This window comes from Polyangiaceae bacterium (genome assembly GCA_016715885.1).
In the GTDB taxonomy this organism is placed as follows: domain Bacteria; phylum Myxococcota_A; class Polyangia; order Polyangiales; family Polyangiaceae; genus Polyangium.
In genome coordinates this window covers 946,140-969,164 of record JADJXL010000020.1, presented here as the reverse complement: position 1 = coordinate 969,164, position 23,025 = coordinate 946,140, and the positions used below count along the sequence as shown (strand labels likewise).

16 protein-coding genes are annotated in these 23,025 nt (G+C 61.3%); 10 read left to right on the top strand and 6 right to left on the bottom strand.

Annotated features, from left to right (window positions below):
- The 4 genes from IPM54_29335 to tssI (IPM54_29320) are packed head-to-tail and all read right to left on the bottom strand — an operon-like array spanning position 1 to position 10,145.
- Complete coding sequence (locus IPM54_29335; GenBank protein MBK9263894.1) at positions 1 to 2,712, bottom strand: DUF2169 domain-containing protein; 2,712 nt, start codon at positions 2,710 to 2,712, stop codon at positions 1 to 3.
- A 28-nt stretch (positions 2,713 to 2,740) separates the two neighbouring features.
- Complete coding sequence (gene tssI, locus IPM54_29330) at positions 2,741 to 5,194, bottom strand: type VI secretion system tip protein VgrG (protein ID MBK9263893.1); 2,454 nt, start codon at positions 5,192 to 5,194, stop codon at positions 2,741 to 2,743.
- 20 nt (positions 5,195 to 5,214) lie between these two features.
- Positions 5,215 to 7,665, bottom strand: a complete 2,451-nt coding sequence (gene tssI, locus IPM54_29325; protein MBK9263892.1) for a type VI secretion system tip protein VgrG — start codon at positions 7,663 to 7,665, stop codon at positions 5,215 to 5,217.
- Positions 7,666 to 7,697: 32 nt separating this feature from the next.
- A complete protein-coding gene (gene tssI / locus IPM54_29320; GenBank protein MBK9263891.1) occupies positions 7,698 to 10,145 on the bottom strand; it encodes a type VI secretion system tip protein VgrG in 2,448 nt (815 codons plus the stop codon).
- A 182-nt stretch (positions 10,146 to 10,327) separates the two neighbouring features.
- On the opposite strand from tssI (IPM54_29320), the gene IPM54_29315 reads away from it, so the two are divergent.
- From IPM54_29315 to IPM54_29305, 3 genes are all read left to right on the top strand, one after another.
- Complete coding sequence (locus IPM54_29315) at positions 10,328 to 10,561, top strand: hypothetical protein (protein ID MBK9263890.1); 234 nt, start codon at positions 10,328 to 10,330, stop codon at positions 10,559 to 10,561.
- 57 nt (positions 10,562 to 10,618) lie between these two features.
- On the top strand, positions 10,619 to 11,557 hold the full coding sequence (locus tag IPM54_29310) for a serine/threonine protein kinase (GenBank protein ID MBK9263889.1): 939 nt from the start codon (positions 10,619 to 10,621) through the stop codon (positions 11,555 to 11,557).
- Positions 11,558 to 11,658: 101 nt separating this feature from the next.
- On the top strand, positions 11,659 to 12,228 hold the full coding sequence (locus IPM54_29305; GenBank protein ID MBK9263888.1) for a hemerythrin domain-containing protein: 570 nt from the start codon (positions 11,659 to 11,661) through the stop codon (positions 12,226 to 12,228).
- 30 nt (positions 12,229 to 12,258) lie between these two features.
- Here the strand turns inward: IPM54_29305 and IPM54_29300 are convergent, their stop codons facing one another.
- Positions 12,259 to 12,690 carry a DUF2752 domain-containing protein gene (locus tag IPM54_29300; GenBank protein ID MBK9263887.1) on the bottom strand — a complete coding sequence of 144 codons (432 nt, stop codon included), beginning with the start codon at positions 12,688 to 12,690 and terminating at the stop codon, positions 12,259 to 12,261.
- Positions 12,687 to 13,892 carry a zinc ribbon domain-containing protein gene (locus IPM54_29295; GenBank protein MBK9263886.1) on the bottom strand — a complete coding sequence of 402 codons (1,206 nt, stop codon included), beginning with the start codon at positions 13,890 to 13,892 and terminating at the stop codon, positions 12,687 to 12,689. The genes IPM54_29300 and IPM54_29295 overlap by 4 nt, the downstream gene beginning before the upstream one ends.
- A gap of 395 nt (positions 13,893 to 14,287) precedes the next feature.
- On the opposite strand from IPM54_29295, the gene nuoE reads away from it, so the two are divergent.
- From nuoE to IPM54_29260, 7 genes are read left to right on the top strand one after another with little or no spacing between them, the layout of a single operon-like run.
- Complete coding sequence (nuoE, locus tag IPM54_29290) at positions 14,288 to 14,767, top strand: NADH-quinone oxidoreductase subunit NuoE (protein ID MBK9263885.1); 480 nt, start codon at positions 14,288 to 14,290, stop codon at positions 14,765 to 14,767.
- Between the two features lie 3 nt (positions 14,768 to 14,770).
- Positions 14,771 to 16,123 (top strand): NADH-quinone oxidoreductase subunit NuoF, encoded by a 1,353-nt coding sequence (nuoF, locus tag IPM54_29285; protein MBK9263884.1) that lies wholly within the window; start codon positions 14,771 to 14,773, stop codon positions 16,121 to 16,123.
- A 55-nt stretch (positions 16,124 to 16,178) separates the two neighbouring features.
- Entirely contained in the window at positions 16,179 to 16,745 is a 567-nt protein-coding gene (locus IPM54_29280; GenBank protein MBK9263883.1) for an NADH-quinone oxidoreductase subunit J, read from the top strand.
- 5 nt (positions 16,746 to 16,750) lie between these two features.
- Complete coding sequence (nuoK, locus tag IPM54_29275) at positions 16,751 to 17,053, top strand: NADH-quinone oxidoreductase subunit NuoK (GenBank protein ID MBK9263882.1); 303 nt, start codon at positions 16,751 to 16,753, stop codon at positions 17,051 to 17,053.
- 1 nt (position 17,054) lies between these two features.
- Entirely contained in the window at positions 17,055 to 19,634 is a 2,580-nt protein-coding gene (nuoL, locus tag IPM54_29270) for an NADH-quinone oxidoreductase subunit L (GenBank protein ID MBK9263881.1), read from the top strand.
- Positions 19,631 to 21,490 (top strand): NADH-quinone oxidoreductase subunit M, encoded by a 1,860-nt coding sequence (locus IPM54_29265; protein ID MBK9263880.1) that lies wholly within the window; start codon positions 19,631 to 19,633, stop codon positions 21,488 to 21,490. The genes nuoL and IPM54_29265 overlap by 4 nt, the downstream gene beginning before the upstream one ends.
- Positions 21,487 to 23,022 (top strand): NADH-quinone oxidoreductase subunit N, encoded by a 1,536-nt coding sequence (locus IPM54_29260; protein MBK9263879.1) that lies wholly within the window; start codon positions 21,487 to 21,489, stop codon positions 23,020 to 23,022. Before IPM54_29265 ends, IPM54_29260 begins: the two co-directional genes overlap by 4 nt.
- The last annotated feature ends 3 nt before the right edge of the window (positions 23,023 to 23,025 follow it).

The window sequence follows — 23,025 nt, the reverse complement described above, 5'->3', positions numbered from 1 at the left end:
TCATGCTCCTGCGGGCGGTTTGGCGGCACGCAGGCGCGCGCTGGGGTCTACGGTATTCGGCGAGGATGCCGCATCTTTCGGCGAAACGCGAATTTGTTTGACGTTGGCATCATGAAAGCTCGTCTTGTCGTCACCCATGGCGCGCAGCATGTCCGCTCGGAAAAGATTGGCCCCTTTGAAATCGGCTCGAGGGAGCTTGGCTTTCATGAAGCAGGCACCTTCCAAGTTGGCGGCGACGAGCTGCGCGCCCGTTAGATCAGCTCGCAAGAACAGCGCATTTTTCGCGATGACACGATAAAGGTTCGATTCGCGGAGAATGGCTTTGGTGAGGTCGGACGAATTGAGCGTTGCGCCGCTGAAATCGGCGAGGCTGAAATCGCATTCGCGGAGTGTTGCTGCGTCGAGCGCTGCGCCGCGGAAATTCGCTCCAACGAATGAACAAGGAGGCGCGAGCCGCATACCGCGAAGGTTTGCCTGCAAAAAAGACGCGCCATCCATGATGCACCGAACAAACGATGCGTGTTCGGCGATGGCATTGGCAAAATTCGCCGACCGAAAATCCACATCGACGAACATGGAGTGAATGAAGGTGCTTTCGCGTAAATCACAGCCTCGAAGCTGATTGCCCGAAAGAATGCACTTGTCGAAGCGTGTTTTGGTGAGCGTTGCCCCATCGAGAACGACGTTCGACAAATTGGCCATTTCGAACGTCACGTTTCGCAGCGACGCACCCGTGAAGTCGGCCTTGGTGAGAATCGCTCCGCGAAGATTGGTGTCGTCGAGCATGGCGCTGCGCAGGTTTGCCTCGCCGAGATTTGCGTCGGAAAGATCGGTTTGTGCAAGGTTTGTCTCGGATACATCGGCCCCGGCAAGGACGACGCGCGCCATGTTTGCGCCTGATAAGTTCGCTCTTGCCAACGTCGCATTTTCCAAGAATGCGTCCGTCAAGTCGATTCCGCGCAGATCCATGTCCGACAAATCCGCGCCGCACAGGTCCACTCTGGCAAAGCTCCGGCCTTCGGCATAGGCTGCTGCGACGCGCCTGCGTAGCTCGCTTCGTGCAGGTTCGGTGATGCGCTTCGGACGATATTCGGCGAGATGCGCGCCCATGCGATAGGCCGCAATGGCTTCTTCCTCGGCACGGCGCAGCTTTTGTTCCGTTTCGGGATTCGCCAGGGCTGCGTCGAGGTCGGCGCTTTCGATATTTGCGTTTCGGCAGAGCGTTTGAATGTCGCGCAGGCGTTCGAGCTCTTTGTCAGCGGAAAACTTTGGCGGACCGGCGTTTTCCTTTTTCATTTTGCGGATTTCAGCATCGTAATCCACGCCCGCGGCTGCGTAGCGCTTGCGCGTCGCCTCCAAGATGCTCTTCTGTGTCGAATCGAGTTTGTCTTGCGTTTCGGCAAGGTCGCGCTGAGATTGATCAACAAAATCCGATAGATCCTGAAACCTGGGCCCATCGATGAGTTTGGGTGGCTCGTAGGGCGGAATGCTATTCGGATCACCGCCACTTTCCACAATGGCGGCTCGTGTCCGTTCTGCTTCCTTTCGCGCTCGTTCGGAAAGGTTTTTCTGGAGCAGGTTTTCCGATCGCGTGAGATCGAACATGGCGTCGATCTCGCCCATACCGACGCCTTTGCCCAAATTGGGCGGCATGAGATCGCTATCTCGGAATGCCTCGGAAACCTCGCGCTTGGGATCGAGCCTTTTTTCGAGCACGGCACGGTAATGGTCGATGGGCCGCGGGGCTACGCGATCATCGCAAGCAACGAGGAGGTGAACGATGTCGTCCGCATCGTCCTCCGCAATGGGCCACAAACCTCGAAATGACAAGGCGCATCGTTGCCGATGTGGAAACAGTTGAATGGTGTCGAGCCGCAATGGAATTTCGCAGAAGACTTCACCGTTTGGCGTTCGTTGCGTGACGAAACATCGGCCAATCACGCCGGGCAAACGGCCCTCGATTTGCGGAATGTCGGGATGCATGTTTTGGATGAGGATGTCCTCGACTCCCTCGAAAAATCCCGATGTGAGCTGTTGGTCTTCGGGCGCTGCATTCCAAATGGATAAATCCATGTCTTTGGCGAGCCCGGGGAGTTGTTCGCGAACCCATTTCGTGTCGTACGTGCCGATTTTGGGCCAGCGTTGTGCCCATAACAAATCGTACGGACCGAAACCGGCGGGCGTGGGTTTGTCCGACTTTGATTGAATGAGTTTGCCAGGCAACTCGATGTTCGGCAAGCGGTGGACTTCTTGGCCGTTTTCCTTGGCCTTGGCAAACCCGACACCGATGGGGTTCTGCGGGTATCCCTCGCCGCCGAAAGCACGGGAATAATGAATGGGCATTTCGGTGAAGGGTTGTGGTTCGCCCGGTACGCCATCGCGCCGCCAGGTGCGATCACCAATCACGTAAAGAGTTTTGTCGATGCTGCCAACTTTTACGCGCGCGGAGGCCGCGGTGCGCGGCACGCGACCTGCGGTGAAGCAGCGGCCATGCACGAGCAGCTCGCCGCGCTCTTTGGGCATGCATTCGTCGATGACGGCTTCTTTGCCCAATTCGTTCGCGGCGAGTTGCCACAATTCGACTTCGGGGAAAAGGCAACGCTCGGGTCCGAGATCGCAAAAAACGAGGACGGTTGGAACGAAGTAATGTTTACGATCGAGCTCGAACGTTCTGGTGAGAATGCCGAGCTTCATGGGTTTGATCGTTTTCACGCGAAAACTCCGAGCATTCGGGCATTCATCAGGTTTTGACGTGCATTCCGGAAGGGTGGATGAGTACGCCGACCGCGGCGAGCCGTGCGCCGTCGGTCGTGCGTTTTACGCCGGAAACGTCGAGCTTGAGGCCGGTTTTTTCAATTTTGAATCCGGCTGCTTCAATGGTCGAACCTCGCACCGCTGCTCGGAGGACGCCGTATGCCGACGATGATCCGTAGGCTCCCATGTCGGCGACGAACATATTGAGCTTGACGCCGATCAAGTGCACTTTGGCCAGCATATTGAGGTCCATGCTGGCGGCCTGGTGCGTGATGGGACCGCCTGCAATGTGAATGGCCGTCGCGCCGATGTCGACCGTCTCCGAAGCGGCAATGTCCGTCGTGACGCTGCCGCCAACCAATTCACCCTGCATTCCGCCGGTTTTGATTTCGCGATTGCCCCCCACGGTCGTCGTGTGATTGCCGCCGTATTGCTGGAAGACGAGGCCGCCAACGCTCTGCGTTCTCGTCGCGCCATCTTCCTCGGTAAAGGCTGCTCCGATGCTGGTGCTTCGAGCTGCGCCATAGTTTTCGAGAACGTTTCCCCCGATGCCCTCATTGAGCGCTGCGCCGACGACGTTTGCGTGATTTGCGCCGTTTTTTCGCGTTTCGTTGCCACCGATCATCATCGTGCGACTGCCGCCAATGACGCGAGATTGGTTGGCGCCGATGGTTTCGGTTTGATTGGCGCCGACGTCGAGCGTGTCGTTTCCGCCGATTTGAATGGTTTGGTTTGCTCCAATGAGCTCCGTGTCGTTGCTCCCGACGGTCATGAATGCGTTTGCACCCACGTTTTCGGTGCGATTGTTGCCGACGTCCGCCGTCATGTTCTTGCCGGCATTCGTGTAAATTCGCTCACTGCCGGCGGTGTCCTCGAAACTGATTTCATTACGAACGCCGCCGCCCGGTGTCGAAAGAGACCACATCGTGCTATGCGTGGGCGCCGTTTGCGCCGGACGATTTTTGCCATTGTAGACGCGACCCGTTACGACGGGCCTATCCGGATCACCTTCCTCGAATTCGACAATGACCTCGGTGCCGATGCGTGGATGCCAGATTCCGCCTTGACCGCCGCGTGCAAATGGCTCACTCACGCGAACCCACTTGCTCGACGGTTCTTTGGCGAGGCGTGATTTCTCCGTATCCCAATGGAAAGCGACGCGAACGCAACCAATCGAGCCTGGACCGCCAATGTTGATTTCTCCGGCGGCGCCGGGTTCCGCGGTGACGAACGCGGTTTGAGTCCCGAAAATGCGCGGCTTCGGCGTCGATCGAGGCGGGCGAAATAGGCTTTCGGAAACGTCCTTGCCGCGCCCGCGACATGCGCATTGCAGTTGCACGTGATAAGGCTCGGCCGGCGCATCCGGCGGATCCACGGACAGAACGCCATGTTGATAGGCCCGTACGAGCGTACCCGTTACGAGGTATTCGCCGTCGTAACGCGCTTTCGGGTGTTCGAGCGTGAAAATGGCGCCCGGAGCCAATACCCGCGTCGTGCCTTGTCCGTGGGCAAACGATGCTTCGGTGTGCAGCGCTTCGACTTTGACGAATGCGAGTGGCTTGCCGAGCTCCGCGCTCTCGAGGTACCCGCCTGGATACGAATACTCGGACAAATCGCTGCCCGCCTTGGCATTCGCTTTCGCGCTCATGTCGGCGGCAGGTTTTTCCCAATTGTATTCGCCCAATTGCACGCTCGATGCGCGCAGCCTTCCTCCAACGCGGAATTGCCCAATGGCTCGACCGGCTTTGCCTGGGCCGAACGTATCATCGAACGGCACGCGAGGCCGGCCAAAGTCCTTGTCCGACAGGACGAGCAAACTTGCGTCGTCATTGTGCTCGAAATGGTAGCTGATGCCCTCTTCTTCGAGAAGTCGCGAAACGAAATCGAGGTCGCTTTCGCCGTATTGGACGACGTACGGGCGGGCTTTCGGGTCGTCCAGGCGCGCGCTCGATGAAATGCGCCACGTAAAACGTTCCGCAGCCGGTTGATACGTCGGTCCGCTCGTGGGCGGTTCGAGCTGGGAGCCGGAAACGAGCGCCATACCAGCATCGGCTTGCAACACCGTTTCGATGATCCGTCGCAACGTTTTGTCGAGGAAAATGCGGTAACGCTTGCGATAACGTGCGCGGACCAGAGGTGGTTCGACGACGATTCGGTAAATGGGGCCTTGGGCGTCGAGACCGGCATCTTCGGCTTCGGTGACGACGCCGTGCACGAGCCGATAGGCCGGCTCCGAAAGCGTCGCAATTCGCAAGCTCGCGCGTTTGCCGACGAAATCCTGTGGGTCGGCATCATCGCCCTTCAGCAAAGCAATGACTTCATAACGAAACAGCCGGCTCATCGCTTCTTCGCCCGAGGCGCGGACGACTCGAAGGTATTTCCACGGCCCCTCGACGGAGGTCATGCCTTCCACTGCGAATTGAAAATCATTGCCGTTCATGGCTTGCCCTCGATCAAGCGTCAAAGATAAATGTTGAATCCAGCCCGAGTCTTGATGCCATTGTTTTGCACGTCGCCTCCATTGCACCCGGTGAGAAGGCCGTAGACGTGTAGTTTGGCGCCGTAAAACTCCAAGCTGAGTCCCCCGAGATTGGCATTGACGGCGGCGGTGACGGACATGGATCCCGAAGCGCCGAGTTGAATTCCGCCAATCGTGAGCGTGAGTCCTGTGATTTTGATTTTGGTCGTGTCGACGTCGCTGCGATTGGAATCGAGCGCGCTGTATTTGGGGGCCAGGAAAATGGCACCGGCACCGGTGTTCATGGTGTGCTCGCCCCCGACGGTCGTGGTGATCGAACCACCCACGAGCCGGATCGACGATCCGCCGATGTCCGTCGTGAGATCGGCGCATTCCAGGCTTCGGTTGCCATCGACGATTTTCACGTGCGTGGCGCCAAATGATTGCGTGTGCGCTCCCGCAATGGTCGTCGATCGGTCCGCACCAATGGATTGGCTTTCAGCCGCAGCGACGGTCGTCGTGAGCGTACCGCCGATTTTCTCGGACAAATTGCCACCGACGACCTCGGTGTGATTCGCACCAATGATGATCGATTGATTCGCGCCCACGACGTGCGCTTCGTTGCCGCCAATCATCGTCATGCTGTTCGCGCCGATGGCGGTCGACACGTTGCCTGCGATCGTTGCCGTGTCATTTCCACCGACGGTGACCATTTCATTGACACCAATGGTCACGCTGCAATTGGCGCCAATCGTCTCCGTGTCGTTGCCGCCGACCTTCATGAATGCATTTGCTGCTACGGTCTCGACGCGATCGTTGCCGACGTCGGTTTCCATGTCCTTGCCGGCGTTCGTATAAATGAGCTCGCCGCCGGCGGTATCGTCGAAGGTGATTTCATTGTGTACGGCTCCACCGGGGCTCGCATTCGATTTCAGCGTGCTGATGTTGGGCGCTCCGCCGTGGTAGGGACGATGAATGCCATTGTAGACGCGTCCGACGACGACGGGCCTATCGGGATTGCCGTCCTCGAATTCGACGATGACCTCGGTGCCCACGCGTGGATGCCAAACGCCACCCATTCCGCTGCCCGCAAATGGTTCATTGACGCGCACCCAACAGCTCGAAGGCTCTTTCGCAAGTCGCGCCGAATCCGTATCCCAGTGAAACCTGAGCCGCACGCAACCAATGTCCGTGCCCGCAGGCCCACCGACGTTGATTTCGGCTCCCGATGCGGATGGTTCAGCCGTGACGATGGCCGTTTGAGATCCAACGATTTGGGGACGCGGTGTCGAATGCGCCGGTCGAAATCCGCTGTCCTCCACGGCTTTTCCGCTGCCGCGACGGGCGCATACGAAGCTCGCCGCAAATGGTTCGATGGAGCCAGCAGGGTTACTTTGGAGCACGCCTGCTTGTTCAGCTTGCACGTCGAGCGACGTGACGAGGTATTCACCTTCGAATCGCGCAGTCTTGTGCTCGAGCTCGAAGATGCTGCCCGCGCCGAGTACGCGCAGCCAGCCATTACCACGAGCAAATCGCGCTTCCGTTTTGTGCCTGCCGAGCAGCACGTGAGCGAGCGGCGCACCTTGGTTCGCGTGGTCCGGATAGCCGCCCGGGTAAACTTGTTCGAATGAATCCGCGCCTTTCGAGCCCGCCGATGCCGACATGTTCACATCGGGTTGCTTCCAATTGTAATCGCCAAGCGTCACGGCTGCGGGTTTCAGCCTTGCGCCTGTGAAGAAGCCGCGAATCTCCCGGCCATTGATGCCGGTACCGACGACGGCCGGCGTCAAGCGAGGTTTGCCGCTATCTGAATCGCTGAAGACGAGCAATACCGTATCGGCGCCATGTTCGAAGTGATAACTGATGCCTTCCGCTTCGAGCAGCCGCGAGACGAAAGCAAAGTCGCTCTCGTTGTATTGCACGACGAATGGGGATACGCGGGCGTCGTCGAGGCGCTGGGTATCGACGATGCGCCACGCAAATGTTTCGAGTGCGGGGGTGAAATCGATTCCGCCGAGGTCGGGGCCGAGCTCCTCTGAATTGGCTTTCTTTAATAGTTTATCGGATTGCAAGACCGACTCGACGATGTGGCGTAGCGATTTTTGCAAAAAAATGCGACAATGCCTTTTGTGTTTCGCTCGCGTCCACGGAGGCTCGATGATCACGCGCAAGGTGCGTCCCTCGGGCAATGTGCTGATTTCCTCGGCTTCCGTGACGATGCCGTGCACGGTCTTGTAGGCGGGCACCGACGACGTTGCAATGCGCAGGGACGCTCGTTTGCCAATGAGCTCGCCGACGGGAATCATGGCGGCCACATCGAGCAGCGTGACGTCGTATCGATAGGGAGTCGAAAGCGCTTCGGTGCCGCGAAACCGCACGACACGAAGGGGATCCCATGCTTGGGCGATTCCGCCTATCCCTTCGCATGCAAAAGTAAAATCGTAGCTGCTCATGAGTTACCCCAACGCTCGTGAATCACGCACAATCAATTGATGTCCGGCCCGCCACCTGCGTGGTGCGCGCCCGAGGCCAAGATGCCCACCGGCGCGACGATGATGGTGCCACCATCGAATTCGTCCTTGAAACCCCACTTGTTCGGTTTTGCGCCGAACTTGTAATTGCAAATTCCCATCACGTCGCGGGTCATGCCAATGGCCCTCAGTGTAATGACGCTGATCGACATGTTCGTGAGTTTGGCGTTGGCTTTGACGGCCTTGATGTCCTCTTCATAAGCCGATGCCGTGAGGTGGAATGGGCCATTTCGAATGATGTTGCCGCTCACCGTGAGGTTTTGCGCTCCGCCACTGGCCTCGAGCGAGAAAGATCCCACGACCGTTGAATTGCTACCGCCGATGGTGTTCGTTTCGTTCCCCGCAATGGCTATGAAACGCGATGCGCTCACGTCGAGCGAATGCGATGCACATTTTTCGTCGACATTTCCACCGACGGACACCGAGAGCATTCCGCCAAAGCTTTCAGCCATGGCGCCTCCAATATTCGTTTTACGAGACGCTCCATAGGTTTCCGTGACGGTCCCACCGACGGTTTCGCTCACATTGCCGCCTATGAGGATCGACTGCGACACGCCCACGGTGTTGACCTCGTTGGCCCCCGCGGTGTGCTCGTGATTGCCACCCATGCGCATCGCGGAATTGCCACCAATCATGATGTCCTGGTTTGCGCCAATCGTGAGCGTGTCATTGGCTCCGACGCTCTCCGTGCGGGATCCTCCAGTGATCTCGGTGTTGTTCGCGCCCACGATCATCGTTGCATTCGCGACGATCGATTCCCTGCGCATGTTCGCGACGTCGGTCTTTTGATCCTTGCCGGCGAAGTAATGAAGCAGCTCGCTACCGGCTGTGTCACCGAACATGATTTCGTTGTACGTCCCGCCTCCCGGTGTCGACAGCGACTTCATCGAGCTTTCCGGCGCCCCGGATCGGGCGGGCAAGTTCGCTCCGTTGTACACACGCCCGACGACGACGGGCCTGTCGGGATCGCCATCGTCGAAGTCGACGAGCACTTCGTCGCCCACGCGCGGATGAAACACCGCGCCTTGGCCAGCACCGGCGAACACTTGGCTCACGCGCACCCAACAGCTCGATGGCTCGCTCGCGAGGCGCGCTGCGTCGCCATCCCAGCGGAACCGCACGCGCACGCATCCAATGTTGATTCCATCGGGACCGCCGACATTGATCTCGGCGCCGGCAGAACCCGGATCCGCGGTGACGACCGCCGTTTGCACACCTTTGATGCGTGGCTTCGACGTGAGGCGAGCGGGACGGAAGCGCGAGTCTTCGACGGCGGATCCTGCGCCACGTCGCGCAAGCTCGAAGTGCGCTGTCCATGGAACGAATTGGCCTCCGGAGGGCTGCGAGACCACGCCTTGCTGCTCGCCGCGCACGTCGACGGACGTGACGAGGTACTCGCCATCGTGCACGTCGTGCAGGAGCTTGAACACGGAGCCTGCGGAGAGCAGTCGAACCGAGCCTGAAGCGACGCCGTACTTTGCTTCGATTCCGTAACGATCGACGCGTGCAAGAGCGACCGGTTTGCCTTGCAGAGGCGCGTCGAAGTAGCTCCCAGGGTAGTGGTACTCGGCAAGCTCGCCTGCGGCGTCGCCTGCGTCCGTGGTCATGTCGAGGTCCGGTTTTCTCCAGTCGTGATCATCGAGGATGACCTTCGTTGGGCGCAGTCGTGCGCCCAGACGCACGGCGTCCATTTTTCGGCCAGGGACTGCTGCGCCAAGAGGTGCGTCGGGCACGAGCCGCGCGCGGCCGCCATCGTGATCGGTGAGCACGAGCAGGCACGTGTCGCTGCCGTGTTCGAAGTGGTACCCGATGCCTTCTTCCTCGAGCAGTCGCGAGACGAACGCGAAGTCGCTCTCGTTGTACTGCACGACAAACGGACGCGCGCGGACGTTGTCGATGCGTGAGGTGTCGTGAACGCGCCAGGTGAAACGTTCACGTGCTGGCGTATAGGTTGGCGCTCCATCGTCGGGCTCGACGTCGTCGTCGCTGCGCTCGACGAGCGGATCGCCTTCGAGGACGTTGGTGATGATGCGTCGCAGGGTTTTATTAAGAAAAACCCGGCACCTTTGCCGATGCATCGCACGCGCCCAAGGCGGCGCGAGGACGATGCGAACGAGCGTGCCTTCGGGTACGTCGTACAGGTCTTCGGCTTCTTCGACGATGCCGTGCACGATCTTCCATGTCGGGACGGACAACGTCGCGATACGTAGCGACGCTCGCTTGCCGACGAGATCTCGGGGATCCATTTCACCAGCCGAACCTTTGGCGAGCAGCGTGATGTCGTAGCGGAACGGCTCCGAAATGGCTTCGCGTCCGCGGAAGTGCACGACGCGCAGGTGCTGCCATGGGTTGCCGGCTCCAGCGATCGCTTCGCACGCCAGCGAGAAGTCGTGATCCGACATGTTCCCTCGCCAAAGTCAGGTGAAGGGGCCCAACGAGGCATGATCGCCGTCGTCTTGATGGCCGGCAAGGGCAATCACTTTCGTCGAGTCACGCGAGAATTTTTCAGAAGGCGCTGAAGAGAGTCGGTCTCGTGGTGATCGCAAACGCGGTGCATTGGACGTGATTGTCGAGACAAACCATCGTGGCCAGTGAGCTTTGTGAGACGAAGATTCACGACGTGATGTTGCTCGATACGCGTACGTTCGTAACGAAACGATTGCTCGTCGTGATGTCCACGATGCATCACAGCGTCACGTTCATGACGGTGGATGGTCGCACTTGCGACTGCTCTTGTTACGTCACGTTGGCTTGGTCGATGCGACGTGCGCTGTGGTCGAACGAGCGTCGAAACGCGGAGTTGCCAGCGCGAATATGACGAAGAAATCGGGTGCGTCCCGACCCGTGGCGTGCGGAAATGACTGGGCGACCGATCATGAAGTTCCGCACGCAATCATCAGGAGAGGCCTGTAGCGAGTATCAGGGGATCGCCGTACCTGATGCTTCGGGCCTGGTTTTCGAGGGCGTTGTGGGGGTGGGTGGTATGGGCATCGTGTACCGGGTGCGCGATGCTCACTCGGGCAAACGTTTTGCGCTCAAAACGATTCGGCCGCACTGTGCCGCGGATGCGGGGACGGTGGGGCGGTTCTGGCGTGAGATCACGTTTGCGGCACGTGTAGCGCATCCGAACGTGGCACCGGTGCTTGGGCACGGGCGTCTTTCGGATGGGCGTCCGTATGCGCTCATGGAGCTGTACCAAGGGCGCACGCTAGGCGCGATGGTTCGTCAAGACGGACCGCTTCCGATGGCTCGAGCGATCGACATCGTCGATCAAGTGCTCGCGGGGCTGGATGCGGTTCATGCGGCGGGCATCGTGCATCGTGACCTGACGCCGGAGAATGTGTTCGTCGAACCAAACCCGGATGGAAGCGATCGCGTGGTGCTGCTCGATTTCGGGTTTGCTCACGAACCGGGTGTGGACACGGGTGATGGCGTGACGGTGGACAGTCGCGGAGCGCTCGTGGGGACGATGGGGTTCATGTCGCCCGAGCAGATGACGCGTGGTCGAGCGATCACGACGCGTAGTGATTTGTTCGTCGCGGCGGTGCTGCTTTACTTTGCGCTGTCGGGCAAGCTCCCATTCCGAGGTGAGGCGCCGGTGGATATGACGGTGGCGCTCTTGAGGCGTTCGCCGATTCCGCTTCGTGTGGAGCGCCGGAACGTACCTCGGGCGCTCGACTTGCTCATCGAGCGGGCGTTGGCCAAGCATCCCGATGCGCGTTTTGCCAATGCGGCCGAGATGCGAGCTGCGCTTGCGGGGGCAGGTCGAAGGAAGGCTCGCATGTCCGTGTCGGGCGAGATGGCCGCGCGCTGAAAGCTACGGCCCGGTCTTTGCCACGCGAGGGCGGCTGCGCTGCTTTCGCTCATGTCATCGATTCCGTGCTCGATGGGGGCGGAGCAGCCACGGGAGGGCCCATGGATGCACTCGATCTCTTGGAGCAACAGCATCGCGAAGTGACCGAGCTTCTCGATCGTTTGGCAGTGGAAGCGTCTGGCGAAGAGAACGACGCGACGATCGAAGCGGTGCTTCGCGCCGTCGAAGCGCATGTGCGCATTGAAGAGGCGTACGTCTATGTTGCGTGTGCGAGCAAGTTGCGCGGTGATGGTCGTGCGGAGGTGGCGGGTGAGCAGCGCGCGGGCATTCTCTCTGCGCTGCGCCTGCTCGGTGAGACGAGTCCGTCGGATCCGCAATTCCGCGATCACGTCGCGACCCTCTCGGAGCGTTTTGCACAGCATGCCGATGCGGAAGAAGACGCTGTGTTTCCGAAGCTGAAACGCACGCTCACCGATGAAGCTCTCGACGTCCTTGGCGAAGCGCTCGAACGTGCGCATCATCGATTTCTATTTGAGGACAAACCGTTTTTCGAGATGGAGCCAGTGAGCTCGACGCGGCCGAGCGCGCGTTCACTTCGCGCGCGTGCGCGACGTTCCAGCGCCATCGTTCGCAGTGGCGTGCGTGCGAAAATTCGTCCGACTTCGCTTTGACGTGCTGGCGGCTGTCGCGGGCTTGCTTGACTAGACGGCGACGGGGCCACCGAAGGCGCCGAAGAACCGCGCGATCCATACGGCGATGAGCGCTACGCCGAGAATGATCGTGCCAATCGTGATCGTACGACTTTGAACGAATGCGAACGTGTACCAGCGGCCGTGGCGGACGTAGTTGTAGGTGCCTTGGAGGACGACGAGTCCGACGATCGGGACGATGGGGATGACGAGAGGATGCAGGCGCATGGCGTCATGGAGGTGTCCTTGGAGGAGCGCGACGCCGGCGCGCGTGAGACCGCATCCGGGGCAGGGGTGTCGAGTGACGATGGCGAATGGGCAGAGGGGGATGCGTAAAACGAAGGCGAGGACAAACGCGCACGCGACGAGGGCAACGCCTCCGGCGCGGCGCAACGGGGTCGAGTTTGCCCGAAGAGCAGGCGAGGTCGTGGGAGGAGAGATCACCCTTCCGAGCTGGGATCCCAGACCTGATTGAGGTCCTTGGCCAGCGCGAACGGGAAGAGGAACAGGTAGAGCACCAGGCCCGCCGATTGCGGATTGCGCGAGCCTGCCGTTTGCTTCGCCCGCGTAACGATGTCGGGGAGCTTCAGGATCATGAGCAGGTTCAGAATCGGTATGAACAGGTGCCACGGCTGGAGCGACTCGTCCTTGGTGTACTCCTTGAGCTCGTTGAGCATGCCGTAACCGCCGAAGAGGTGGTACATGCCGCAGCAAAAGAGCGTACCGAGCAGCGCGGTGGTCGGGTTGCGGGTTTGTCCCCTAGGACCCTGCATGCCGCCGCCTTGGCCGCCCATCATCATGCCGCCGCCCATGGGTCCACCCATCGGAGCACCCATGCCGCCGCCGCCGTAGGGCTGCATCATGCCGCCTTGCGGGGGAGCGCCGTATTGCCCGCCTTGAGGAGGCGCGCCGTATTGTCCGCCCGGGCCACCAGGAGGCGCGCCACCGAATTGCCCACCAGGAGGCGCACCACCGAACTGGCCGCCTGGGGGAGGTGCACCGTATTGCCCAGCCGGAGGCGGGGCACCGTAGCCGCCAGGAGCACCACCGGGACCGCCTGCCGGGGGCGGAGCGCCGTATTGGCCAGCAGGACCTCCAGGAGGTGCCGCGCCAAACCCACCACCGGGCGGCGGACCACCTGGCGGAGGAAATGCGCCTGGCGAGGGCAAACCTGGCGATGCGCCTGGCGGTGCACCGGGGCCGGGAAGTGGCATGCCGGGCACGTGGTCGAACGCGACGGTGCTTCCGAGGCCGGGCGATGGTTCAAACGGCGGCGGAGCTGCGCCACCCACGGGCGGGTATCCCGGAGGCGGCGGTGGAGCAGCCAAGGGGCTCGGTGCCGCGGTTGGCCCAAGTCCAGCGGGAGGCACGCCGACGACGGTTCCGGCAAGACCTTGGCCCTCGAAACCTGCCATGGGCGGTGGCGGCGCGGCCGCCATCGGTGGCGCCGGTGGCGCGCCCGCCATGGGCGGCGGCGGCGGCGCAGGCAACGGGGCCAGCGGCGATGCCGGCGCCGTCGGCGGCTGCTGGCTCATCAGCATCGTCCCCTTGAACTTCGGCGCGGCGGCTCCTTTCAAGTTGAAGCCACACTTCGTGCAAGTCGTCGCCTGCTCGGTATTTTGCGTCCCACAGTTCGGACAGAACACGCGCAATTCCTCCCATGAGCCTTCGTGAACATCGCGGTGCGAAGCACGCGAGGCGGCCGGGAGCGTAAAGGAAGTCCCGCAAGGTTCCAAGAAGAACGCACGAGCTGCGGGCGCAGTGCGTCAGTTTGCTGGATTTCACGCCGCCCAGATGGCGGTGTGGAAACGTCGCAAGAGCAGAAAAACACGTCCAGGGCGAGCCGCGCCTTGACATCGATGGGGGTCGGTCATTAGCGTGCGCCGGCCTGCAGAAGGGGTCTCCAGCCACGAAACGTAGCCACTCCGCGGGCGGCTCACGCACCTCGCGGTCTCGATCGTGGGGCAGGAAAGCACAGCATCGAGGCTGTGCTGGCTTGTCGCCGCACCGAAATCACCTCTACCACTGCTGGCGCACGAACATGACCAAGTTCGCACTCTCACCCGAGCGCGAGAAGCACGTCGAAGAAATCCTCGCGCGTTACCCGAACCCGAAGGCGGCCTGCATTCCCGTGCTGCACGTCTGCCAAGAGCAGAATGGATGGATCTCGGAAGAGGTCATGCAGTTCGTTGCAGACCGGCTTTCGCTGTCCACGGCTCACGTCAAGGGCGTCGTGACGTTCTACACGCTCTTCAACAAGGAGCCTGTGGGCAAACACCAAGTCTGGGTTTGCCGGACATTGAGCTGCGCGTTGCGCGGTTCGGACGAGATCCTGCACCACTGCGAAAATCGCTTGGGGATCTCTCCCGGCCAAACCACGAAGGACGGCAAGGTGACTTTGAGAACCGCCGAATGCCTCGCTTCGTGCGGCACGGCGCCAATGATGCAGGTCGACAAGGACTATTACGAGAACCTCACGACGGCCGAGGTGGATCGCATCCTCGACCGCTTGGTCAAGTAACCCATGCTGCGACAAACGACGTACTTGACGAAACGGTATGGCGTCCCCGAAGGGTGGACGTTGCCCGTATACGAGCGTGACGGCGGGTATCAGCAAGCCAAACGTGCTCTGTCGATGGAGCGTCAAGCGCTCGTCGACGAGATGAAGGCCGCGAACATTCGCGGCCGCGGCGGCGCTGGTTTTCCCATGGGCGTGAAGTGGAGCTTCATGCCGTGGCCACCCAAGCCGGAAAAACCTCACTACCTCGTCATCAACGCCGACGAAGGTGAACCCGGCACGTTCAAAGATCGAACCATCATGGAGCTCGATCCGCACGCCGTAGTCGAAGGTTGCATCGTCGGCTGCTACGGCATCGGCGCGCATGCCGCGTACATCTACGTACGGGACGAACTGCACCTCTCCAAGGCGCGGCTCTGGGGAGCGATCAAGGAAGCCAAAGCCAAGGGGTACCTCGGCGCCAAACCTTTCGGGATCGACTACCCCGTCGAGGTCTACGTGCACACGGGCGCCGGCGCGTACATCTGCGGCGAAGAAACGAGCCTCCTCAATTCGCTCGAAGGCAGCCGCGGCGAACCCCGCCTGAAGCCGCCGTTTCCCGCACAAGCTGGCGCATTTGGATTGCCCACGACCGTCAACAATCTCGAGACGATCGCTGCCGTTCCAACCATCATGGCGCTAGGTGGCGACAACTTCTCGAAGCTGTCGGATCTGCACGATCAAAAAGACGGCGGCTGCCGTCTTTACGGCGTCAGCGGTCACGTCAATAAGCCCGGCATCTACGAAGCTTGCGTGGGTTTGACCCTGCGCGAGCTCATCTACGATCTCGGTGGCGGCGTGAAAGGCGGCGAGCTTCTTGCGGTGATTCCGGGAGGTTCGTCCTGTCCGCTCTTGCGCCCGGATGAGCTCGTGGATGCGCCGGATCCCAAGAGCCCGCTGCATCGCTGGCATGGCAAGAACGTGCTCGATGTGCCAATGGGCGTCGAAACGTATCGAGCCCTCGGAACGATGCTCGGCACGTGCTGCGCGATCGTGATGAACGACAAGACCGACATCGTTTTGGCCATGCACAACTTGATGCGGTTTTACCGGCACGAATCGTGCGGCCAGTGCACGCCTTGTCGCGAAGGCAGCGCGTGGATCTACCGCATCCTCGAGCGCATGGCGGCGAACGAAGCGACGCTCGAAGAGCTCGACAGACTGCACGAGATCGCAAGCAACATCATGGGCAACACCATCTGTGCTTTCGGTGAAGGCACGGCGATGCCCGCGCTCGGCTTCTTGAAGAAGTTCCGCAAGGAGTTCGAGGCGCACATTCGCACGAAGGGCAAATCCTCGACCGGGAGGCTGGCACTGTGATCGCCAGGCAGCGGGCCGCAGAGCGCGCATGGAGCGCGCCGAGGAGCGGACGAACATGAACATGCTCGAGTTGGCTTTTTTCGGCCTGTGTGCACTGATCGCGCTTCTCGGCGCGATCGCGACCGTCGCCGCGAAAAACCCGATCCGTGGAGCGATGGGCTTGTTGTCGACGATCGTCGGCATCGCAGGTTTGTACCTGACGCTCGCGGCCGAGTTTCTCGCGACGATTCAGCTCCTCGTGTACGCAGGCGCGGTCGTCATTCTGTTCCTCTTCGTGATCATGCTTCTCGGTCCTTCGGCGGTGTCGAAGCGCGAGGCGCGTGGGCCATGGGCCAGGTACGTCGGCGCCGGAGCGCTGCTCTTGTCGAGCCTCGCGATGCTCGCGCTCATCGTTCGCGCAGGCCCCGCAACTCCGACGGCGTTCGCAAAAGCGCCAGCGAAGTTCGGCACCATCGAATCGATCGGTCACGAGCTCTTCACGAATGCGCTCATTCCGTTCGAGCTTTCGGGCGCGCTGCTTCTCGTGGCAGTCGTCGGTGCCGTCGCCGTCGCTCGCGGCAAGCAGATCGATCCGACGCTGCTTCCTGCGGCGGATCCGAAGGGCAAGGAGGCTCAGTCGTGAACGCGATCCCGCTCGAGTACTACGTGATCGTGGCGGCCGTGCTGTTTTTCATCGGCGCTGCAGGCTTCTTGATCCGTCGCAATTTGCTCGTGTTGCTCATGAGCATCGAAGTGATGCTCAACGCGGTGAACCTGACGCTCGTCGCGTTCAATCGCATGCACGCGGGCAATCACACGGGGCAGATTTTTACCTTCTTCATCATTGCGATCGCGGCAGCGGAAGCTGCTGTCGGTTTGGCCATCGTCCTCGCGTTTTTCCGGCTTCGAAGCACGGTGCGCTCGGACGATGCTGATCTGTTGAGGAACTAGCGTGGAAGCGCTCAAAGCACAGTTTCCCGCCACGAACTTCACGCTTCTTGCGGTCGTTCTCGCCTTGCCGCTCCTCGGCGCCTTCATCAACGGCGTCTTCGGCAAGCGGCTCGGCAAAGACGGCGTGCGTTTGATGGCGCTCTCCGCGATCGGCGGTGCGTTCATCGCGAGCCTTGTGACGTTCCTCCTTCTGCCCTCGGGCGGTGGACGACTCGCATGGACCGCGTGGCGTTGGTTCACGCTGAGTGGCCGTATGCAGCAGTCGATCCCGATCGACGTTGCATTCAGCGTCGACGGCATGAGTGCGACGATGATGCTGGTAGTCACCGGCGTCGGGTTCCTGATTCACCTCTACTCGAGCGAGTACATGGTGAAGGACCCGGGCTACTACCGGTTCTTCTCGTACTTGAACCTGTTCTGTTTCGCGATGTTGACGCTCGTGATGGCGGACAACATGGCGGTGCTCTTCGTCGGCTGGGAAGGCGTGGGCTTGTGCAGCTACCTGCTCATCGGCTTCTGGTTCGAAGACGACAAGAACGCGACCGCGGGTAAGAAAGCGTTCATCGCCAACCGCATCGGTGACTTCGGTCTGCTCGTCGCGATGGCGATGCTGCTCTACTACACCGGGTCACTGCGCTTCGAGATCATCTCGGCGAATGCACGCAACCTGCTCGATCCGGTGACGGTGTGGCCGTTCGGCAACCTGCCGCTCGAAGCGCAATGGGATGCGCAGAACCCTGGCGCGAACGCGGCCTACAAGGCGATCGTGCACGCGTTCCTCCCGGAAAAACCGGTGCAGGTGTACGCGTCGACGCTCGTTGGTTGGGCGATGTTCCTCGGTGCGGCTGGCAAGAGCGCGCAGATTCCGCTCTACGTCTGGCTCCCGGATGCGATGGCGGGTCCCACGCCGGTCTCCGCGCTCATCCACGCGGCCACGATGGTCACCGCGGGCGTCTACTTGGTTGCTCGCACGTCGTCCGTGTTCCTGATGTCCCCCGCGGCGATGGCGACGGTGGCGGTCATTGGAACTGCAACGGCTTTGTTCGCTGCGTCGATCGGCCTGTTCCAGAACGACCTCAAGAAAGTGCTGGCTTACTCCACGGTCAGTCAGCTTGGGTTCATGTTCATAGGCGTCGGCGTGGGCGCGTTTGCCGCAGGGTTTTTCCACGTCTTCACCCACGCCTTCTTCAAGGCATGCTTGTTCCTCGGAGCCGGCTCGGTGATCCACGCGATGCATGCGCGCATCCACGACACCGACAAGTCGCAAGACATGCGGAACATGGGCGGGCTGCGCAAGTACATGCCGCTGACCCGCTGGACGTTCCTCATCTCGTGTTTCGCGATCGCCGGTGCGCCGCCTCTTGCAGGGTTCTGGTCGAAGGACGAGATCCTGTGGCGAGCGTTCTCGACGAAGATCAACGCTCCCGAGCTCGGTCGCATGGAACCGCTCTGGACGTGGCCTTCATGGCTCGGTGCGACGATCTACTGGGTCGGCGTTCTCGCGGCGACGATGACGGCGTTCTACATGTTCCGCGCGTACTTCCTCACGTTCCACGGCGAGTTCCGTGGGTGGAAGATCGTCGCTGGTTTCAAGGCTGCACATGGTCACGACGACCATGGTCACGGGCATGATCATCACGACGACGGCAAACCTCTCGAGGGGCCGAAGCCGCACGAGTCGCCGCTCGCGATGACGATACCGCTCGTGGTGCTCGCGGCGTTCGCGGTGTTCGCCGGGTTCCTCATGGCCGAACCGCTTCATGTCGAGCCGCTTGGGCACCTGCTCGCACCGGTGTTCACGAAGGCGCAAGATGTCGTGGTTCCTCGCTACGAAGGCATCGGCAAGCTCATGTGGCCGATGATGGGACCAGGCGTTGCTGCGTTCCTCGCCGGTACGGGCGCTGCGATGGTCGTCTACTTGAATCAGCGCGGGCGTCCCGAAGAGCAATTCAAGAAGGCATTCCCCGGCCTCTACAAGCTCATCTACGACAAGTGGCGCATCGACGAGCTCTACGACGCGACGGTCATCGGCATGGTCGACGCGCTCGCGGACATCTTCACGATTGCGGACAAGTGGATCATCGACGGCATCATCGCGAAAGCCACGGCGGCGGTCGTTGGTGCAGCCGGCACGGTGCTGCGCTTGTTCCAAACGGGTCGAGTGCAGGTGTACGCCGCTGCCATGGCGCTCGGTATGGCCGGCGTTGGCTGGTACCTCGTCGTGCCTCATGCCGTCGCAACGGTGGACGAGTCGAAGGTGCGCGCGTCTGGCGAGGTCGTGATCTCGGCGGAGGGCGGTCTTGGTTACTCGTATCGCTGGGAGGGCATCAGCCCTGCTGACGAGAAGGAATTCGGCAAAACGCGTGAGGTTCGGATCAATTTGAACCCTGGTGAGAAGAAGGACGTGAAGCTTCACGTACGTAACGCGTTCGCGCAGGAAGCAACGCAGACGTTTGCTCTTGCGCGTCCGGGACGCGGGTTTGGCATGCCGAACTTGGCTCCGGGCGGTGCTCCGCCGACGGGTGGAGTCGTTCCGCAGGACAAGATCCACGAGCTCATCAACCCGCGAGGCCGCCAATGAACCTGTTCGACTACGTGTTCCAACAGTGGCCTGCGATTGCGGTCGGCATCATCGGCGCGCTCGTGCCGCGCGGCGCGTCAGGCAAACAGCGCGCGGGGCTGGGCTTGATCGCCGCATTGACGACGTTCTTCGTGATGTGGCTCTGGCCCTCCGGCACTCCAGCGCAAGCGACGGAAACGCCGCCCAACGAGTGGCCTCATCTGCTCAACCTGCTCATCGCGCTACCGCTCGCGGGTGCTGCGGCGGTGCTGTTCATCCCGCGTCAGATGCTGTCGCTGCTGCGAGGCTTCACGTACTTGGTGCTCGGCATCGGGTTCGTCGCCTCGTTGTGGCTTTTGGCAGTACCGATGACGGCAGGCTGGCATTTCCAGTACATCAAGGACTGGATCCCGTCGCTCGGCATTCGTTACCACGTGGCGCTCGACGGCATCAGCCTGTGGATGGTGCTGCTCACGACGTTCGTCACGCCAATCGCGGTGTACGCATCGTTCGGTTCGATCAAGACGCGCATCAAGGAACTGTGCTTCGCGTTCCTGCTCTTGCAGGGCGCGATGATCGGCGCGTTCGTCGCACTCGACCTGTTCCTGTTCTACGTGTTCTGGGAACTGATGCTCGTGCCGATGTTCCTGATGATCGGCATCTGGGGTGGCGTCGACAAGATCAAGGCCGCGGTGAAGTTTTTCCTGTACACCATGGCGGGCTCGGTCCTGATGCTCGCGGCCATCGTGTACTTGGTCTGGGCGCATCAGAAGCTCACGGGTGACTTCTCCTTCGACTTCCTCGCGCTCTCGCGCGTGGTGTTGCCGAAGAGCGCGCAAGTCCTTTGCTTCTGGGCCTTCTCGCTCGCGTTCTTCATCAAGGTTCCGATGTGGCCGGTGCACACGTGGTTGCCCGACGCGCACGTCCAAGCGCCGACGGGTGGCTCCGTGATCCTGGCCGCGGTGATGCTGAAGCTCGGCACCTACGCGTACATGCGGTTCTCGATGGGCCTGTTCCCCGGACCCGCATCGAGCCTTGCAGCGAATCTCGCCGGCGTCGCCATTCTCGGCGGCATCCTTTACGGCGCGCTCGTCGCCTGGAAACAACGCGACGTCAAACGCCTCGTGGCCTACTCGTCCGTCGCTCACTTGGGCTTCGTGATGCTCGGCCTCTTCAGCGCAACGCCCACGGGTTCTCAAGGCGCCGTTTTGCAGATGGTCAACCACGGCATGTCGACCGGTGCGCTGTTCCTCTTGGTCGGCGTGATCTACGACCGCCGTCACACGCGCGAAGTCGACGAGTTCGGCGGCCTCGCCAAGGTGATGCCCATCTACGCCGTCGTGTTCCTCATCGTCACGTTCGCGTCGGTGGGTGTTCCGGGGACCAACGGGTTCATTGGCGAATTCCTCGTCATCATGGGCACGTACATGTCCGAGCGACTCGGCAAGTTCGCCGGAATCCACACCGTAGGTGCGGCAGCGGGCGTCATCCTTGCCGCCGTCTACATGCTGTCGGTCGTGCAGAAGATGTTCTTCGGACCTCTCACGAATCCAAAGAACAAGCACCTGCCGGACATGACGGTGCGCGAGACGCTCGCCGTCGCTCCGTTCGTCGTGATGATTTTCGTGATCGGTTTCTTCCCCTCGATCTTCCTCGATCGAATGAAGGACGCGGTGCAGCTCCACCACAACCAGTTCAAGACCGTCTCGGGCCAAGCGATTCTCTTCGCGGACGAACGAGACGCGAAGTTGCTCCCCGAAGACACGTTTGCTCCGGCATTCATGAAAGGCGCCCCGAAGAAGCCGTCCGCCGATGAAAAAGCGGACGCGCAAGCGGCAAACGCTCGCGCGGGTGGTGAAGGGAAGGTGGCGCAATGAACACCGACATCTTCCTCGGCTTGTCACCGTTACTCGTCGTCAGCTTCGGCGGCGTGCTGCTCATGGTCGCCGAAGCGCTGTCGAGGCGAGGCTACGATCAAGCCGAGCATCGCGCTTCGGGACCATCGGGCGAGCTGTCGATTCTGAGTGCCATCACGCTCTTCGTCGGAGCGGTGTTTGCCGCGGCAATCTGGGTCGTCGGTCCTGACAAACTCGACGGTGCAGCAGCGGCTGTCGCCCCGTGGCTCATCCTCGATCGATTCACGCTGTTCTTCTCGTTCCTGCTCTGCGTGGGTGGCGCGCTCGCGGCACTTCTCGCAGGCGGATACCTCCCGGAACACCGAATCGATCGCGGCGAGTTCTACCCGCTCGTCATCTTCTCGACCGTCGGCGCGATGATCCTCGTTGCCGCGGGTGACCTGCTGTCGCTCTTTCTCGGTCTCGAGACGATGTCGCTTGGTGTGTACGCCATGGTCGGTTTCCGCCGCGCATCGCTGCGCAGCACCGAAGCCGCCGTGAAGTACTTCATGCTCGGATCGTTCGGCGCAGCGCTCTTGCTTTACGGCGGCGCGCTTCTTTACGGCGCCACCGGGCACACCGACTTCGTGGGCATTCGCGCGGGCCTCATCGCGCTCGCGAATGGCGGCAGCGCTGTGAACGTCGGCATGACGCTCGGCGCAGCGGCGCTCATCATTGCCGGCCTTGCTTTCAAGGTGAGCGCGGTGCCGTTCCACATGTGGACGCCCGATGCGTACGAAGGTGCGCCCACGCCTGCGACGACCTACATGGCCGTTGCAGTCAAGAGCGCCGCATTCGCCATGATGCTGCGCGTCTTCATCGGCGCCTTCAGCGAAAGCGGCCTCGATTCGTGGTCCGCCGGATGGCCGCCCATCGTGGCACTCCTCGCCGTCCTCACGATGACCGTCGCGAACCTCATCGCGGGTCAGCAAGAATCGGTCAAGCGCATGCTCGCGTATTCGAGCATCGCGCATGCGGGTTATGTGCTCGTAGGTGTCGTCGCCACCATGCGTGCCGGCGACGACGCGCAGGGCAGCATCCTGTTCTACCTGCTCGCGTATACCGTCTCGACCGTGGGCGCTTTCGGTGCCCTCATCTGGTGCGGTAGCCGTGGTGCAGAAGCCGTGAGCTACGAAGACCTCGCAGGCGTTGGGAAACGTCATCCCATGGCGGGCTTCGCCTTCGCGCTGTTTCTCCTGTCGCTTGCGGGCGTACCCCCGACCGCAGGCTTCTTCGGCAAGCTGTACATCGTCAAGGCGTCGATCGGCGCGGGCCTCGTTCCGCTCGCCGTCATTCTGCTCCTGAACAGCGTCGTGTCCGCGTACTACTACCTGCGCGTGCTCGTGTTCATGTACATGCGTGAGCCGGCCCCAGGCGCTCCGATCGCAACCCCCATGCGGTCGGGTTACGTCGCCACGGCGCTCGTCGTTGCCGGCGTCCTCGTCGTGATCCTCGGCTTGTGGCCCACGACGTCGCTTCAACTTGCCGTCGAAGCTGCTCTCGCTTCACGCTAAACC